Below are 15,270 nucleotides of genomic sequence, written 5' to 3'. Positions count from 1 at the left end.
GCACCCTTGACGACGCTCTCGACGACGAAGACGACGAAGCCCGTGACGAAGAAGCTGCCCGAGGTCACCCTCGCGTTCTGGATCATGAAGATCGCGGCGACGACCCTGGGCGAGACCGCGGGCGACCTGTTCTCCCAGACCCTGAAGATCGGCTACTTCCTCACCACCGTCGCCCTGTTCCTGGTCTTCGTGGTGACGCTGGTGGTCCAGCTGCGCTCCGCGCGCTACAACCCGTTCTTCTACTGGACCGTGATCCTGTCGACCTCCATGGCCGGCACCACCCTGTCCGACTTCATGAACCGGGACGCCGGCGCCCAGTACCTCTCGGGCGGCGCGACACGGCTGGGCTGGGGCCCGCAGGGGCTCGGGCTCGGCTACCCGGAGGGCGCGGCGATCCTGCTCTCGGTCCTGCTGCTGATCTTCCTCGGCTGGAAGCTGAGCGGGATGACCTTCCGGATCACCGAGATCGTCACCTTCCGCGGCGAGGCCCTGTTCTGGTCGGCGATCCTGGTCTCCAACACCCTCGGCACCTCGATGGGCGACTTCCTCTCCGACAGCTCGGGCCTGGGCTACCTGGGCGGCGCGGCCCTGGTGTCCGGCGCGCTGCTGGTCCTGCTCGCCCTGACGAGGGTCCCGGCGGTGCCGAACGTCCTGCTGTTCTGGACCGCGTTCGTGCTGACCCGCCCGCTCGGCGCCACCGCCGGCGACCTGCTGACCAAGCCGACCGCCAAGGGCGGTCTGGACCTGGGTACGGCCGGTTCGTCGGCGGTGCTGCTCACGGTGCTGTTCGGCCTGATGGGGTACGCGCACCTGAAGGAACGGCGGGCGGCGGCGCCGGAGTTCGCCGGGTCCGGGGCGGAGACGGCCGGGGCGCGGGAGGAGGCGCGCCGGTGACGCGCCGACGGTGACGTGAAAAACCCCGCCCAGGGAGGTCCCTGGGCGGGGTTTTCGTGTGGAGCGCCGGGCAGGCCTTGCACCTGCATCTCCCCGCAGGAAGCGGGGCGTCTTTCCTTGGACCACCAACGCACTGCGTCCGGTTCCGTTTCCCGAGGTCCGGGTCCCGGCCGTTCGCTGTGTGATGATCATAGCCCAGTCGGGCCGCAGACCTCAACCCGTGCCGTCGGCCACCGCCTCGAACCGCCACCGGTGCACCGGCCGGGTCACCAATTCCGGGGCGGGCTCGGGCAGCTCGGGGATCCCGGCGTCGTACGGCGCGTCCCACCAGGTGATGACCAGCACCCGGTCCTGCGGGGCGCGGAAGGTCTCGCGGCGCAACGGCTCGGGGTTCAGGGGCTGTTCGCGCACCCAGGCGAGCAGTTCGGCGCCCCGGCCCCCGGCCGCCCGCGCCTCCCACATCAGAGCGACGGTCACGAGTACAGGTTCTCCTTGCCGGCTTCGTGCAGATGGTCGTGGTCGGCGGGCACATGCGGGTCGGTGACCGGCAGGGAGGAGTCGGCCGACAGGTCCCAGCCGGAGGCGGCCCGGTTCCGGGCGACCATCTCGGCGCCGAGCGCGGCCACCATCGCGCCGTTGTCGGTGCACAGCTTGGGGCGCGGCACGCGCAGCCGGATGCCGGCCTTCTCGCAGCGCTCCTGGGCCAGCGAGCGCAGCCGGGAGTTGGCCGCGACGCCGCCGCCGATCATCAGGTGGTCGACGCCCTCGTCCTTGCAGGCGCGCACGGCCTTGCGGGTCAGCACGTCGACCACGGCCTCCTGGAAGGAGGCGGCCACGTCCCGGACGGGCACCTCCTCGCCGGCCGCGCGCCTGGCCTCGATCCAGCGGGCCACGGCCGTCTTCAGACCGGAGAAGGAGAAGTCGTAGGCGGGGTCGCGGGGGCCGGTCAGGCCGCGCGGGAAGGCGATCGCCTCCGGGTCGCCCTCGCGCGCGTACCGGTCGATGACCGGGCCGCCCGGGAAGCCCAGGTTCAGCACGCGGGCGATCTTGTCGAAGGCCTCGCCGGCCGCGTCGTCGATGGTGGAGCCCATCGGCCGTACGTCGGAGGTGATGTCCTCGGACAGCAGCAGGGAGGAGTGGCCGCCGGAGACCAGCAGGGCCATCGTCGGCTCCGGCAGCGGGCCGTGTTCCAGCTGGTCGACGCAGATGTGCGAGGCCAGGTGGTTGACGCCGTACAGGGGCTTGCCCAGGGCGTAGGCGTACGCCTTGGCCGCCGAGACGCCGACGAGCAGGGCGCCCGCGAGGCCGGGGCCCGCGGTGACCGCGATGCCGTCGAGGTCCCTCGCCGAGACGCCGGCCTCCTTCAGCGCGCGGTCGATGGTGGGGACCATCGCCTCCAGGTGCGCGCGGGAGGCCACCTCCGGGACGACGCCGCCGAAGCGGGCGTGCTCGTCGACGCTGGAGGCGACGGCGTCCGCCAGCAGGGTGGTGCCGCGGACGATGCCGACGCCGGTCTCGTCGCAGGAGGTCTCGATGCCGAGGACGAGCGGTTCGTCAGCCATTGATCTCGGTTCCTTGTACAGATGAGGCGGGGTCGGTCAGACGCATGACCAGGGCGTCCACATTGCCCGGCTGGTAGTAGCCGCGCCGGAAGCCGATCGGTTCGAAGCCGAAGCGCTCGTACAGCTTCTGGGCGCGGACGTTGTCCACCCGGCACTCGAGCATCACCTCGTGGCACTCGAACGCGGTCGCCGCGCGCAGCAGCTCGGCCAGCAGCCGGGCGCCGAGCCCGGTCCCCTGATGGTCGCGGGCCACGGCGATGGTCTGGACGTCGCCCAGCTCGCCGGCGGCGGCCAGCCCGGCGTAGCCGACGATCCGGCCGCCGGTCTCGGCCACGACGTAGCGCCGGGTCGCCTCGGCGCCCCTGGCGTGGGCCAGCTCCGACCAGAACATGCCCCGGGACCAGGCGTCCTCGGGGAACAGGTCCTTCTCCAGCTCCAGGACCGGGTCGATGTCCCACCAGCGCATCTCGCGCAGTCGTACGGTCACTTCGGGGTGACCACCTTGTAGTTCTTGGGGACCTGGGCGTCCGGCCGGCGCAGGTACAGCGGCCGGGGTGCGGGCAGCTCCTCGCCGGCGGCCAGCCGCTCGGCGGCGAGCGAGGCGAGGGCGGCTGCGGAGACGTGCTCGGGCTCGTGCGCGCTCGGGAACGTGTCCGGGTAGAACAGCGCGCCCGCGCCGACCGCGGGCAGGCCCGCGACCCGCTCGGCGATGTCCGCGGGCCGGTCCACGGCCGGGTCGGTCAGCCGGGTGCGGGAGTCGGCGTACGTCGCCCAGTAGACCTCCTTGCGCCGGGCGTCGGTGGCCACCACGAAGGGGCCCTTCTCGATGTCGGCGGCGTAGGCCAGGCCGTCCAGCGTGCACAGGCCGTGCACGGGCACGCCGAGCGCGAGGCCGAAGGTGTCGGCGGTCATCAGGCCGACGCGCAGCCCGGTGTAAGGGCCGGGGCCGATGCCGACGACGATGCCGGTGACGGCGTCCAGCCGGAGCCCGGCCTCGGCGAGCACACGGTCCACGGCCGGCAGCAGCAGCTCTCCGTGCCGGCGCGCGTCCACCTGGCTCGACGAGGCGACGACGTCCGTGCCGTCGTGCAGCGCGACGGTGACGGCGGGTGTTGCGGTATCCAGAGCGAGCAAGAGCACGCGAACAGCCTACGGCGCTCGCGCCCCGGGCAGCGCCGTCCCGGTGGTTCGGTCACCGGCTGCTACGGTCGGTACGAAGTACGACATATCGCACAGGACTGAGCGCAGGGCAGAGGTGGCGCACGTGGCAGGGACCAGCTCGGGGATCGTGGCCGCCCTCACCGCGGCGGCCCTGGGAGCGGTCGGTTTCCTCGCTTACCAGGCCCAGGCGCATGTGCCGCCGGGCCTGGGCCGGCCCGGCCCCGGCGCGTCCGCCTCGGCGGCAGCCCGGGAGCGGCACAGCCCGGGCGCGGCGCCGGCCGGGACCGGCACGGGTGACCGGGTGGTGTACTCGCTCGACGACGACCGGGTCTGGCTGGTCCGGCGCGGGGATCTGGTGCAGCGCAGCTTCCGGGTCACCCCCGGCACGGTCGATCCGCCGCCGGGCGCCTACTGGGTGACGTCCCGCTCCAGCGCGGTCCTCGGCACGGACGGGGTGCCGGTCGAGCACGTCGTGAGGTTCACCAGCGTGGGCGGGGTGGTGATCGGGTTCAGCGCGGCGACCGGTCCGCGCACGACGGCCGGCTCCGCCGCGCGGACCGGGGGCATCCGGGAGACACGGGCCGACGGCGACGCGATGTGGGCCTTCGCGACGGCCGGGGTGAAAGTGGTGGTGATCCGCTAGGCGGCACGGGGGTGCGGCGCGGGGGTCTCGTCCGGCCCCGGGTTCGCTGCGGTGACCGTGTGCGCGCTGCCCTCGCCCGAAGCCTCGGGGGGCTGCGGCGGCCGGGACACCGCGTCCGCCGCCGCGCACGCCGCCAGCAGGTCGCGCACCGACACCTCAGGGACACGGGGCTCGGGCATGGACGCCTCCTGCGGTGCGGAGCCGGGCGCGGTTAGGCAGACCTCACCACTGGCTGGACCCCATGTGACCACGCTCGCCGCCTGCCGCGCAACACCTTGCCGACGCCTTGTCGGAATCCTGGGGCTCAGGCCGTGAGCGTCTCCAGGCCCGCGTCCGTCCAGCGCTGTCCCACACCCGTCAGGGTGACGTGCCGTACCTCGTCCTGGCCCGGGGGTCCGGGGGTGTCCCCCGGAAATGTCGCGGTCCCGACCGCGCGGTGGATGACGACCTGGAGCCGGTCCTCGGTCAGCTCCTCGACCTTGCCCTCGCCCCACTCCACGACGACCACCGAGTCCGGCAGGCTGACGTCGAGGTCGAGGTCCTCCATCTCGTCCAGGCCGCCGCCGAGCCGGTAGGCGTCCACGTGGACCAGGGGCGGCCCATCGCCGAGGGAGGGATGCACCCGGGCGATCACGAAGGTCGGGGAGGTGACCGCGCCGCGCACGCCGAGCCCCTCGCCGAGCCCCCGGGTCAGCGTGGTCTTCCCCGCGCCGAGCTCGCCGCTGAGCATCACCAGGTCGCCCGCGCGCAGCAGCTTGGCCAGCCTGCGGCCCAGTTCCCGCATCTGCTCGGGCGAGGTGATCGTCAGCCGGGTCTCAGCGGGGTTCTGCGGTGCTGCTGGTGCGTCCATAGCCCACAACCGTAGCTCCTGCGGGCACCGCACCCGCGCGCGTGAGCAGGTCGGCGAGGCGGTCGGTGACCGCTTCGGGGTGCTCCAGCATCACCAGGTGTCCGGCGTCCGGGACGAGGACCAGTTCCGCGTCCGGGAGCAGGTCGGCTATCGCCTCGCTGTGCCCGCTGGGCGTGACCAGGTCCTGCACGCCGGCCAGCACCAGCACCGGTATGTCCCGGAAGCAGGCGAGCGCCTCGGTCTTGTCGTGGTCGGTGAAGGCCGGGTAGAACTCGGCGACCACGTCGATCGGCGTGGACTCGATCATCCGCTCGGCGAACCGTTCGACGGCCGGGTCGACGTCGCGCCCGGCGAAGGAGTACCGCTTGATGACCCCGGCGAACAGGTCGGCGGTGGCCCGGCGCCCCTTCTCCACCAGCTCCGCCTGCTGCCCGAGCGCCTTCAGCACCCCGGGCAGGATCCGGCGCACCGCGTTGACGCCGGCCAGCGGCAGCCCGAAGTTGACCTCGCCGAGCCGGCCGGAGGAGGTGCCGACGAAGGCGGTGGCGACGACCCGGTCCCGGATCAGCTCGGGGTACTGGGCGGCCAGCGCCATGATGGTCATGCCGCCCATCGAGTGGCCGACCAGCACGATCGGCCCCTCCGGGACGGCGGCGTCGAGGACGGCCTTCAGATCGCGGCCGAGCTGGTCGATGCTGACCGGCACCCGGTCCCGGATCTGCGCCACGCCCCGCCCGGAGCGGCCGTGGCTGCGCTGGTCCCAGTGCACGGTGCGGACGACGCCGCGCAGGGCGGCGCGCTGGAAGTGCCAGGAGTCCTGGCTGAGGCAGTAGCCGTGGCAGAAGACGACGGTCACGGGCGCCGGCGCCTTGCGGCCGAAGAGGCGGCGCCGGCGCGGGGAGACGTTCGGCCCCGGATCGGGATCGGCGTCGTCGACCTCGTAGTACAGCTCGGTGCCGTCGTCGGCGACCGCGTGGCCGGGGGTGCCGCGCAGGGTGCCGTAGGGGCCCGCGGCGTCCAGCGCCAGCCGGGCCTTCCTGCGCATGCCGCGGCCCACCGTCATCCGCTCCAGGGCGACACCGGCCGCGGCGCCCGCGGCGAGCACGCCTATCGCGGTGCCGGCGAGACCGGTCGCCCTGCGCCAGCTTCCGGCCGCCCCCGCGGCGGAGGCGGCGGCCGCCGAGGCGACGGCTTCGGCCACGGCCTCCGCGCTGCTCTCGCTCACGTACCGCTCCTCTTCGACGTACTCCAGTTCGGTCATCGGTGCGACCGATGGTGCCGCTGACGCCGCCGCAACGGGTATGACCGGTGTTACACGTGATACGGCTCGCGTTCGGCGAACGGTTGCCCGAGTACTCGGTTACCCGGGTTCTTGCCCGTTCACATAGACGCGGGGAACCCGCGTGCCGATGCGTGTGACGATTTCGTAGGCGATCGTGCCGCAGGCCTGCGCCCAGTCCTCGGCGGTGGGCTCACCGCGGTCGCCGGGGCCGAACAGCACGGCCTCGCTGCCCACCGGGGGCTCGTCGCCGCCGAGGTCCACCACGAACTGGTCCATGGCCACCCGCCCGGCTACCGTGCGCCACTTGCCGGCGACCAGCACCGGACCGGTGCCGGAGGCGTGCCGGGGAATGCCGTCCGCGTAGCCGACGGGGACCAGGCCGAGGGTGGTCTCGCCGGGCGTGACGTAGTGGTGGCCGTAGCTGATGCCGTGCCCGCCGGGGACGTGCTTGACCAGGGCCAGCGAGGCGGACAGCGTCATCACCGGGCGCAGTCCGAAGTCGGCCGGAGTGCCCAGCTCCGGGCTGGGCGAGATGCCGTACGTCGCGATGCCGGTGCGCACCAGGTCGAAGTGGCTCTCGGGCAGGGTGAGCGCGGCCGGCGAGTTGGCGATGTGCCGCACCTCGGGGCGCACGCCCTGCTCCTCGGCGTACGCCAGCATCCGGCGGAAGACGTCGAGCTGGGCGGCGATGGAGGGATGCCCCGGCTCGTCGGCGCAGGCGAAGTGCGACCACAGCCCAGTGACCTTCACCAGCCCCTCGGCCTCGGCGCGCAGCGACTCGGCGACCAGTTCCTCCCAGTCCGCCCCCGGCTGGCAGCCGTTGCGGCCCAGCCCGGTGTCGGCCTTGAGCTGCACGCGCGCGGTACGACCGGCCTCGCGGGCCGCCCGGGCGGCCTCCCGCAGCGCCCACATGCCGCTCACCGACACGTCGATGCCGGCCTCGATCGCCTGCCGCCAGGGGCCGCCCGGCACCCACAGCCAGCACAGGATGCGGCCCGGCAGCCCGGCCGCGCGCAGCGCGAGGGCCTCCTCGGGCGTGGCCGTGCCGAGCCAGGTCGCGCCCGCCTCCAGGGCCGCGCGGGCGCACGGCACCGCGCCGTGGCCGTAGGCGTCGGACTTGACGACGGCCATCACGGCCGCACCGGGCGTCCGGGCGCGCAGGGCACGCACATTGGCCCGCAGGGCGCCCAGGTCGATCTCGGCGCGGGCACGCAACGGGGCGGTCGGCACAGTGGCAGTCTCACTCATCGCGCCCCAGTGTCTCATCAGGGCCGTGCGGACTCCGGCCGCAGACCCGGGCACCGGTCGCGCGACGCCGCGCCGGCGCGTACGGGTGCGGCGGCGGGGCGCAGGGGCGCACCGGGTGCACCTTTTGCCGGTGTTGTCCGGGTCAGTGCCGCACGTCCCGCCACGCCTGCGGGATGCGGTCCGCCACGTCGTGCGCGCCCACCGGCGCCCCGTCCGAGGCGAACCGGCCCGCCAGGCCGTGCAGATAGGCCGCCGCGCTGCCCGCGTCCGGCGCCGCCAGGCCCGCCGCCAGCAGGGAGCCGCCGAGCCCTGACAGCACGTCACCGCTGCCGGCCGTGGCCAGCCAGGGCGTCCCGGTGGGGTTCACCCGTACGGCACCGCCCCCGGCGTCGGCGACGAGCGTGGTGGAGCCCTTCAGCAGCACCGTCGCCCGGTAGGCCGCCGCCAGCTCCCGCACCGCGGCCAGCCGGGCCTCCTCGACCTCCTCGCGGCGCACGCCCAGCAGCGCGGCCGCCTCACCGGCGTGCGGGGTCATGAGCGTGGGCGCCGTGCGGCCGCGCACCGTGTCCCGCTCGGCCAGCCGCAGCCCGTCCGCGTCGAGCAGCACGGGCACGTCCGCGGCGAGCACCTCGGCCACGGTCGCCGCGTCGTCCCCGGCGCCCGGCCCGACCACCCAGGCCTGGACGCGCCCCGCCTTGGCCGGGCCCCGGTCGGACACCAGCGTCTCCGGGAAGCGGGCGATCACCGCGTCCCCGGCGGGCCCGACGTACCGCACGGCCCCGGCACCGCCGCGCAGCGCCCCGGAGACGGCGAGCACGGCGGCGCCCGGATAGCGCGCGGACCCGGCGGCGATCCCGACGACCCCGCGCCGGTACTTGTCGCTCTCCGCGGCCGGCGCCGGCAACAGCCGTGCCACGTCGGCGTGTTGCAGGGCCACGAGCTCGGGCTCGGCGGGCAGTTCGAGACCGATGTCGACGAGCCGCACCACCCCGGCGTACTCCCGCGCCGGATCGATCAGCAGCCCCGGTTTGTGGGTGCCGAAGGTGACGGTGAGGTCGGCCCGCAGCGCGGCCCCGCGCACCTCGCCGGTGTCGGCGTCCACCCCGCTGGGCAGGTCCACGGCCACCACGGCGGCCCGGGACCGCTCGACGGCCCTCGCGAGGGCCTCGGCGTCGGGCCGCAGCCCGCCCTTGCCGCCGATCCCCACGATCCCGTCCACGACGAGATCGGCCCGCTCGATCAGCCCCTCGGCGCCGGCCGTCCCGGCGGCCGATCCCCCGGCCGCGCGCAGCGCCGCGAGTCCCCCGGCGTGCGCCCGCTCGGGCGCGAGGAGCACCGCCGTGACCCCGGCCCCGCGCCGGGCCAGCCGCGCCCCCGCGTACAACGCGTCGCCACCGTTGTCACCGCTGCCGACCAGCAGCACCACCCGGCTGCCGTACACCCGCCCGAGCATCCCGGCGCAGGCCGCTGCCAGCCCGGCCGCCGCCCGCTGCATCAGCGCGCCCTCCGGCAGCCGCGCCATCAGGGCCCGTTCGGCCGCCCGCACCGTCTCCACGCCGTACGCACTCCGCATGGCACCGAGTCTGCCCCGGAACCGCCCTCTCCCACACCCGGGGCCGGGCCGCTCAGCCCTCGGCGACCACCACGGCCGAGGCGACGCCCGCGTCATGGCTGAGGGACACGTGCCAGGACCGGACGCCCAGCTCGGCGGCGCGGGCGGCCACGGTGCCGGTCACCCGCAGCCGGGGCTGCCCGCTGTCCTCGACGTACACCTCGGCGTCGGTCCAGTGCAGGCCGGGCGGGGCGCCGAGCGCCTTCGCCAGCGCCTCCTTGGCGGCGAACCGCGCCGCGAGCGAGGCGATCCCGCGCCGCCCGCCGCCGGGCAGCAGCAACTCCCGCTCCAGGAACAGCCTCTCGGCCAGCCCCGGGGTCCGCTCCAGCGACGCGCGGAACCGGTCGATCTCGGCGACGTCGATCCCCACTCCGATGATGCTCATGGCCCGCAGCCTACGGTCAGTACCGGTCCCGCCTGCTGGAATCCCCCGCCGGGCCGCGCGGACGCCGTCTACGCTCCGCGCATGACGTCCCAGGCCTACCTCTCCGAACTGTTCTCGCTCGACGGCCGTGTCGCCGTGGTGACCGGAGGCACCTCCGGCATCGGCCGGGCCATCGCCGGAGCGCTCGCCCGGGCGGGCGCGAGCGTCGTGGTCGTGGCCCGCACCAAAGAGCAACTGGAGCGGACTGCACAGGAGTTGACGGCCGACGGCGGCCGGGCCGGCTGGGTCGCGGCCGATCTGGGCAGCCGCGACGGCGTGCTCGCGGCGGCCGAGGAGGCGGCCGGTGTCTTCGGCGAGCCCGACATCCTCGTCAACTCCGCCGGGATCAACCTGCGTCCGCCGATGGGCGAGCTGGGCGAGGACGTCTGGGACGCCACCATGGCCGTGAACCTCCGGGCGCCCTTCCTGCTGGGGCAGCGGTTCGGGCCCGGCATGGCCGAGCGCGGCTTCGGCCGGATCATCCACATCACCTCCCAGCAGGCCCACCGCGCCTTCGTGCAGAGCGGCGCGTACGGCGTCTCCAAGGGCGCGCTGGAGTCGCTGGCCCGCTCCCAGGCCGAGGCCTGGTCACCGTACGGCGTCACCGTCAACACCCTCGTGCCGGGCTTCGTGATGACGCCGCTGAACGCCCGGCTGTCGTCCGACCCCGAGAAGGTGGCCGCCCTCGCCGCCCGCACGATGACCGGCCGCAACGGCCTCGCCGAGGACTTCGAGGGCGCGGCCGTCTTCCTCGCGAGCCGCGCCTCCGCCTACGTCACGGGCCAGTCCCTCTTCGTGGACGGCGGCTTCTCGGTGCACTGAGCCGGTGGCGGGCTCCCCTACTCCACCGTCACCGACTTCGCCAGGTTCCGCGGCTGGTCCACCTCGTTGCCGCGGGCTGTGGCCAGCTCGCACGCGAAGACCTGCAACGGCACCGTCGCCACCAGCGGCTGCAGCAGCGTCGGCGTGGCCGGGATGCGGATCAGGTGGTCGGCGTAGGGGACCACCGCGTCGTCGCCCTCCTCCGCGATCACGATCGTGCGCGCCCCGCGGGCCCGGATCTCCTGGATGTTGGAGACGATCTTGTCGTGCAGCACCGAGCGGCCGCGCGGGGAGGGCACCACGACCACCACCGGCAGGTCCTCCTCGATCAGCGCGATCGGGCCGTGCTTCAGCTCGCCCGCCGCGAAGCCCTCGGCGTGCATGTAGGCGAGTTCCTTGAGCTTGAGCGCGCCTTCCAGCGCCACCGGATAGCCCACGTGCCGGCCCAGGAACAGCACGGTGTTCTTCGACGCCAGCGTCCGGGCCAGCGCCCGCACCGGCTCCATGGTCTCCAGGACACGCTCCACCTCGACCGAGATCCGGGACAGGTCCCTGATCACGACCTGGATCTCGTCGCCCCACTTGGTGCCGCGCACCTGGCCCAGGTACAGCGCCACCAGGTAGCAGGCGACCAGCTGGGTCAGGAACGCCTTGGTCGAGGCGACGGCGACCTCCGGGCCGGCGTGCGTGTAGAGCACCGCGTCCGACTCGCGCGGGATCGTGGAGCCGTTGGTGTTGCAGATCGCCAGCACCTTGGAGCCCTGCTCGCGGGCGTGCCGGAGCGCCATCAGGGTGTCCATGGTCTCGCCGGACTGGGAGATGGCGATGACCAGGGAGCGGCCGTCCAGGATCGGGTCCCGGTACCGGAACTCGCTGGCCAGCTCCACCTCGCACGGGATGCGCGTCCAGTGCTCGATGGCGTACTTGGCGATCAGCCCGGCGTGGAAGGCCGTACCGCACGCGACGATGACGACCTTGTCGATCTCCCGCAGCTCCGAGGGCGAGATCCGGACCTCGTCCAGGGTCAGCGAGCCCGACGGGTCGATACGGCCCAGCAGGGTGTCGGCGACCGCCCGGGGCTGCTCGGCGATCTCCTTGAGCATGAAGTAGTCGTAGCCGCCCTTCTCGGCGGCGGCCGCGTCCCAGTCGACGTTGTAGGAGCGGACCTCGGCCGGCTGACCGTCGAATCCGGTCACCGTCACGCCGTCGCGGCGCAGCTCCACCACCTGGTCCTGGCCCAGCTCGATCGCGGAGCGCGTGTGGGCGATGAACGCGGCCACGTCCGAGGCCAGGAACGCCTCGCCCTCGCCGACGCCGACCACCAGCGGCGAGTTCCGGCGCGCTCCGACGACCACGTCCGGCTCGTCGGCGTGCACCGCGACCAGCGTGAACGCGCCCTCCAGCCGCCGGCACACCAGCCGCATGGCCTCCGCGAGGTCCGCGCAGGAGGAGAACTCCTCGGCCAGCAGATGCGCGACGACCTCGGTGTCCGTCTCGGACGCCAGTTCGTGGCCGCGCTCGGCGAGTTCGGCCCGCAGCACCGCGAAGTTCTCGATGATGCCGTTGTGGACGACGGCGACCCGGCCCGCGTTGTCGAGATGCGGATGGGCATTGGCGTCGGTCGGCGCGCCGTGCGTGGCCCAGCGGGTGTGGCCGATGCCCGTCGAGCCGGTCGGCAGCGGCCGGTCGACCAGCTCCTTCTCCAGGTTGACCAGTTTCCCGGCCCTCTTCGCCGCGGCCAGCCCGCCGTCCGCCAGTACGGCGACGCCCGCCGAGTCGTAACCCCGGTACTCCAGCCGCTTCAGCCCGGCCATCACGACCTCGAGCGCCGACTGTGACCCTACGTATCCAACGATTCCGCACATGGGCGGCAGCCTACGGCGCGAGAACGGCCCGAACTGGCCGCCGTCTGCCCGAAATCGGAAATTCCCACCGTCGTACGAAGCCCACCCCGCGCCCGAACCGCCATCGGTACCGGCATCGGCACCGGCCGGACCAGCAGCGGACATCACGCTCCGTGCCGCCCGTGCCGTCTCGCCGGGCGTGACGGAGCCCACCCGCCGTGTCGTTCAAACTCCGTTCACAATGAGATGTGATCTCACCGGTCTCCTCGATGCCCCGGAGCGTCCACCGGCACAGGCCGGAGGCGACTCCCTACGTCGACCTCACCCGCGCCGAGTGGAGCGCGCTGCGTGACAAGACGCCGCTGCCGCTCACCGCCGAGGAGGTGGAGAAGCTGCGCGGCCTGGGCGACGTGATCGACCTGGACGAGGTGCGGGACGTCTACCTCCCGCTCTCCCGGCTCCTCAACCTCTACGTCGGCGCCACGGACGGGCTCAGAGGGGCCCTGAACACGTTCCTCGGGGAGAAGGGCTCCCAGTCCGGCACCCCGTTCGTCATAGGCGTCGCCGGCTCGGTGGCCGTCGGCAAGTCCACCGTCGCCCGGCTGCTGCAGGCCCTGCTCTCCCGCTGGCCGGAGCACCCGCGCGTGGAACTCGTCACCACGGACGGCTTCCTGCTGCCCACCCGGGAGCTCCAGGCCCGCGGCCTGATGTCGCGGAAGGGCTTCCCCGAGTCGTACGACCGCCGCGCCCTCACCCGTTTCGTCGCCGACATCAAGGCGGGCAAGGACGAGGTCACCGCGCCCGTCTACTCCCACCTCATCTACGACATCGTCCCCGGCGAGAAGCTCACCGTCCGCCGCCCCGACATCCTGATCGTCGAGGGCCTGAACGTCCTCCAGCCCGCCCTGCCCGGCAACGACGGCCGCACCCGGGTCGGCCTCGCGGACTACTTCGACTTCAGCGTGTACGTCGACGCGAGCGCCGAGGACATCGAGCACTGGTACCTCAGCCGCTTCAAGAAGCTGCGCCAGACGGCCTTCCAGAACCCCGACTCCTACTTCCGCAAGTACACCCAGGTGTCGGAGGAGGATGCCCTCGACTACGCCCGCACGCTCTGGCGGACCATCAACAAGCCGAACCTCGTGGAGAACATCGCGCCCACCCGCGGCCGCGCCACCCTGGTGCTGCGCAAGGGCCCGGACCACAAGGTGCAGCGGCTGAGGCTGCGCAAGCTGTAGCCCGTCCGGTTGGATGGGCGCCATGCTGCATCTTCGCCTGATCACCCCGCCCGGCACGACCGACGAGGTGGTGCGGCTGATCGAGAAGACGGTCGGCACCGCCCATCTCGTCGTACTGCCGGGCGCCGCCCGCAACCCCGCCGGAGACGTCGTGCTGTGCGACGTGGCCCGGGAGGCGGGCGACGAACTCCTCACCTCGCTGCGCCGCCTCGGACTCGAGGAGACCGGCTCCATCGCGGTGGAGAGCATCGACCTCTCCCTCTCCCGGCGCGCCGAGAAGGCCGAGGAGGAGGCCCCGGGCGAGGGCGCGGACGCGGTGCTGTGGGAGGGCCTGGCCGACGCCACCCACGAGGAGTCGACGCTGTCGGTGACCTACCTGGCCTTCATCACGCTCGCCACGATGATCGCGGCCTGCGGTGTGGTCCTCGACAATGCCGTGCTGATCGTCGGCGCGATGGCGGTCGGCCCGGAGTTCGGCCCGCTGGCCGGCCTGTCCACCGCCCTGGTGCAGCGCCATCCCCGGCTCGCGCTGCGCTCGCTGACCGCCCTGCTGGTGGGCTTCGCGGCGGCGATGGCGGTGACGGTCGGCTTCACCGTCCTCATGGACGCCCTCGGCCTGTTCCACCGCTGGCAGCTGGACGGCAAGCGGCCCAACACGGCGTTCGTGTACGCCCCGGACGCCTTCTCCTTCATCGTGGCCGTCCTCGCCGGCATCGCCGGCACCCTCTCCCTGACCTCGGCCAAGTCGGGCGCGCTGGTGGGCGTCGCCATCTCCGTCACCACGGTCCCCGCCGCCGCCAATGCGGCCGTCGCCCTCGCCTACGGCGACACCGCCCAGACCATCGGCTCGGCCGACCAGCTCCTGCTCAACCTCCTGGGCATCGTCCTGGCCGGCACCCTCACCCTCCTCACCCAGAAGCGGCTCTGGGCACGACAGCGCGCACGCACGGCCGGGGCGGGGGGTTGAGGCCGGGGGGTGGGGGTCGTGGCGGGGGGCCGTGGCGAGGGTGCGGGTCGTGGCGGGGCGAGGATCGTGGCGGGGGCTGTGGCGGGCTGAGGGCCGTGGCCGGGGGGATGGGTCGTGGCGGAGGTGAGGGCCGTGGCGCGGGTGAGGGCTGCACCGCGGGCATGGTCCGCAGCGGGGCGAGAGCCCTGGCGAGGGCTGCGGCGGGGGCGTGGATCACAGCGGACGGTGGGCCGCGCACGAACCAGGGACGCCCGCGCGTGGGCCGCACTGGGCGGGGGCCGCAGCGCGGGCGTGAACCGAAACGCGGCGGGCGTGACCCACACCATCGACGTGGCCGCAGGACTGGCGCGGGGCACACCACGAGCCAGAGCCGCAGCGCGGGCAAGCGCGGCACCGGGCGATGAGCCGCGCACGAACCAGGGCCGCCCGCGGAAGCGCACTGAGCGAAGGCCGCAGCAGGCGGTGGGCCGCAGCGTGGGCTACGGCCGCACCGCGAGCCAAGGCCGCAGCGCGGGCCAGGATCGCGGCGCGGGCGTGGGCCGAAGGGCGAGCCGAAACCGTGGCGCGAGCCGCAACCGCACCGCGGGCGTAAGCCACACCGTGGGCGCAAGCCACACCGCGGGCGCAAGCCACACCGCGGGCGCAAGCCACACCGCGGGCGCAAGCCACACCGCGGGCGCAAGCCACACCGCGGGCGCAAGCCACACCGCGGGCGCAAGCCAC

The 15,270-nt window shown here is 73.8% G+C and carries 16 protein-coding genes; 5 read left to right on the top strand and 11 right to left on the bottom strand.

Annotated elements, in window-relative coordinates:
* Window positions 1-6 precede the first annotated feature (6 nt).
* Window positions 7-894, top strand: coding sequence for a hypothetical protein (locus tag ACGFZN_RS28530; protein ID WP_393861331.1), 888 nt, complete (start codon window positions 7-9; stop codon window positions 892-894).
* Between the two features lie 213 nt (window positions 895-1,107).
* On the opposite strand, the gene ACGFZN_RS28525 is transcribed toward ACGFZN_RS28530, so the two are convergent.
* The 4 genes from ACGFZN_RS28525 to tsaB are packed head-to-tail and all read right to left on the bottom strand — an operon-like array spanning window position 1,108 to window position 3,596.
* Window positions 1,108-1,371 (bottom strand): hypothetical protein, encoded by a 264-nt coding sequence (locus tag ACGFZN_RS28525; RefSeq protein WP_393861330.1) that lies wholly within the window; start codon window positions 1,369-1,371, stop codon window positions 1,108-1,110.
* A complete protein-coding gene (gene tsaD, locus ACGFZN_RS28520) occupies window positions 1,368-2,456 on the bottom strand; it encodes a tRNA (adenosine(37)-N6)-threonylcarbamoyltransferase complex transferase subunit TsaD (RefSeq protein WP_393861329.1) in 1,089 nt (362 codons plus the stop codon). The genes ACGFZN_RS28525 and tsaD overlap by 4 nt, the downstream gene beginning before the upstream one ends.
* The gene (gene rimI, locus ACGFZN_RS28515) at window positions 2,449-2,922 is read right to left on the bottom strand and encodes a ribosomal protein S18-alanine N-acetyltransferase (protein WP_393861445.1); all 474 of its coding nucleotides are present in this window, start codon (window positions 2,920-2,922) and stop codon (window positions 2,449-2,451) included. Before rimI ends, tsaD begins: the two co-directional genes overlap by 8 nt.
* Window positions 2,923-2,939: 17 nt before the next feature.
* A complete protein-coding gene (tsaB, locus tag ACGFZN_RS28510) occupies window positions 2,940-3,596 on the bottom strand; it encodes a tRNA (adenosine(37)-N6)-threonylcarbamoyltransferase complex dimerization subunit type 1 TsaB (RefSeq protein ID WP_393861328.1) in 657 nt (218 codons plus the stop codon).
* Between the two features lie 124 nt (window positions 3,597-3,720).
* On the opposite strand from tsaB, the gene ACGFZN_RS28505 reads away from it, so the two are divergent.
* On the top strand, window positions 3,721-4,260 hold the full coding sequence (locus ACGFZN_RS28505) for a hypothetical protein (RefSeq protein WP_393861327.1): 540 nt from the start codon (window positions 3,721-3,723) through the stop codon (window positions 4,258-4,260).
* On the opposite strand, the gene ACGFZN_RS28500 is transcribed toward ACGFZN_RS28505, so the two are convergent.
* The 6 genes from ACGFZN_RS28500 to ACGFZN_RS28475 form a co-directional block, all read right to left on the bottom strand.
* Window positions 4,257-4,439, bottom strand: a complete 183-nt coding sequence (locus ACGFZN_RS28500; protein WP_393861326.1) for a hypothetical protein — start codon at window positions 4,437-4,439, stop codon at window positions 4,257-4,259. The two genes, ACGFZN_RS28505 and ACGFZN_RS28500, sit on opposite strands and share 4 nt — an antisense overlap.
* Window positions 4,440-4,564: 125 nt before the next feature.
* Window positions 4,565-5,110: a tRNA (adenosine(37)-N6)-threonylcarbamoyltransferase complex ATPase subunit type 1 TsaE gene (tsaE, locus tag ACGFZN_RS28495; RefSeq protein WP_393861325.1), complete on the bottom strand. Its 546-nt coding sequence runs from the start codon at window positions 5,108-5,110 to the stop codon at window positions 4,565-4,567.
* The gene (locus tag ACGFZN_RS28490) at window positions 5,076-6,335 is read right to left on the bottom strand and encodes an alpha/beta fold hydrolase (RefSeq protein WP_393861444.1); all 1,260 of its coding nucleotides are present in this window, start codon (window positions 6,333-6,335) and stop codon (window positions 5,076-5,078) included. The genes tsaE and ACGFZN_RS28490 overlap by 35 nt, the downstream gene beginning before the upstream one ends.
* Before the next feature lie 135 nt (window positions 6,336-6,470).
* The gene (gene alr / locus ACGFZN_RS28485) at window positions 6,471-7,640 is read right to left on the bottom strand and encodes an alanine racemase (protein WP_393861324.1); all 1,170 of its coding nucleotides are present in this window, start codon (window positions 7,638-7,640) and stop codon (window positions 6,471-6,473) included.
* Between the two features lie 142 nt (window positions 7,641-7,782).
* Window positions 7,783-9,213: an NAD(P)H-hydrate dehydratase gene (locus ACGFZN_RS28480; RefSeq protein ID WP_393861323.1), complete on the bottom strand. Its 1,431-nt coding sequence runs from the start codon at window positions 9,211-9,213 to the stop codon at window positions 7,783-7,785.
* A gap of 52 nt (window positions 9,214-9,265) precedes the next feature.
* Entirely contained in the window at window positions 9,266-9,637 is a 372-nt protein-coding gene (locus ACGFZN_RS28475) for a holo-ACP synthase (RefSeq protein ID WP_393861322.1), read from the bottom strand.
* Between the two features lie 81 nt (window positions 9,638-9,718).
* On the opposite strand from ACGFZN_RS28475, the gene ACGFZN_RS28470 reads away from it, so the two are divergent.
* Complete coding sequence (locus ACGFZN_RS28470) at window positions 9,719-10,498, top strand: SDR family NAD(P)-dependent oxidoreductase (RefSeq protein ID WP_393861321.1); 780 nt, start codon at window positions 9,719-9,721, stop codon at window positions 10,496-10,498.
* Between the two features lie 17 nt (window positions 10,499-10,515).
* On the opposite strand, the gene glmS is transcribed toward ACGFZN_RS28470, so the two are convergent.
* Window positions 10,516-12,363: a glutamine--fructose-6-phosphate transaminase (isomerizing) gene (glmS, locus tag ACGFZN_RS28465; RefSeq protein ID WP_393861320.1), complete on the bottom strand. Its 1,848-nt coding sequence runs from the start codon at window positions 12,361-12,363 to the stop codon at window positions 10,516-10,518.
* Between the two features lie 248 nt (window positions 12,364-12,611).
* On the opposite strand from glmS, the gene coaA reads away from it, so the two are divergent.
* Together coaA and ACGFZN_RS28455 are read left to right on the top strand one after the other, a co-directional pair.
* On the top strand, window positions 12,612-13,580 hold the full coding sequence (gene coaA / locus ACGFZN_RS28460) for a type I pantothenate kinase (protein WP_393861443.1): 969 nt from the start codon (window positions 12,612-12,614) through the stop codon (window positions 13,578-13,580).
* 22 nt (window positions 13,581-13,602) lie between these two features.
* Window positions 13,603-14,547, top strand: coding sequence for a DUF389 domain-containing protein (locus ACGFZN_RS28455; protein ID WP_393861319.1), 945 nt, complete (start codon window positions 13,603-13,605; stop codon window positions 14,545-14,547).
* Window positions 14,548-15,270 lie beyond the last annotated feature (723 nt).

This window comes from Streptomyces sp. NPDC048192 (assembly GCF_043202415.1).
Lineage (GTDB): Bacteria > Actinomycetota > Actinomycetes > Streptomycetales > Streptomycetaceae > Streptomyces.
The sequence above is the reverse complement of the archived record's forward strand: the minus strand, read 5'-3'. Positions and strand labels throughout refer to the sequence as shown.

Coding starts and splice junctions, on each gene's coding strand:
- tsaD (WP_393861329.1), bottom strand. CDS start 2,456: ATGGCTGACGAACCGCTCGTCCTCGGCATCGAGACCTCCTGCGACGAG.
- rimI (WP_393861445.1), bottom strand. CDS start 2,922: ATGCGCTGGTGGGACATCGACCCGGTCCTGGAGCTGGAGAAGGACCTG.
- ACGFZN_RS28500 (WP_393861326.1), bottom strand. CDS start 4,439: ATGCCCGAGCCCCGTGTCCCTGAGGTGTCGGTGCGCGACCTGCTGGCG.
- tsaE (WP_393861325.1), bottom strand. CDS start 5,110: ATGGACGCACCAGCAGCACCGCAGAACCCCGCTGAGACCCGGCTGACG.
- alr (WP_393861324.1), bottom strand. CDS start 7,640: ATGAGTGAGACTGCCACTGTGCCGACCGCCCCGTTGCGTGCCCGCGCC.
- ACGFZN_RS28480 (WP_393861323.1), bottom strand. CDS start 9,213: ATGCGGAGTGCGTACGGCGTGGAGACGGTGCGGGCGGCCGAACGGGCC.
- ACGFZN_RS28475 (WP_393861322.1), bottom strand. CDS start 9,637: ATGAGCATCATCGGAGTGGGGATCGACGTCGCCGAGATCGACCGGTTC.
- ACGFZN_RS28470 (WP_393861321.1), top strand. CDS start 9,719: ATGACGTCCCAGGCCTACCTCTCCGAACTGTTCTCGCTCGACGGCCGT.
- glmS (WP_393861320.1), bottom strand. CDS start 12,363: ATGTGCGGAATCGTTGGATACGTAGGGTCACAGTCGGCGCTCGAGGTC.
- coaA (WP_393861443.1), top strand. CDS start 12,612: ATGCCCCGGAGCGTCCACCGGCACAGGCCGGAGGCGACTCCCTACGTC.
- ACGFZN_RS28455 (WP_393861319.1), top strand. CDS start 13,603: ATGCTGCATCTTCGCCTGATCACCCCGCCCGGCACGACCGACGAGGTG.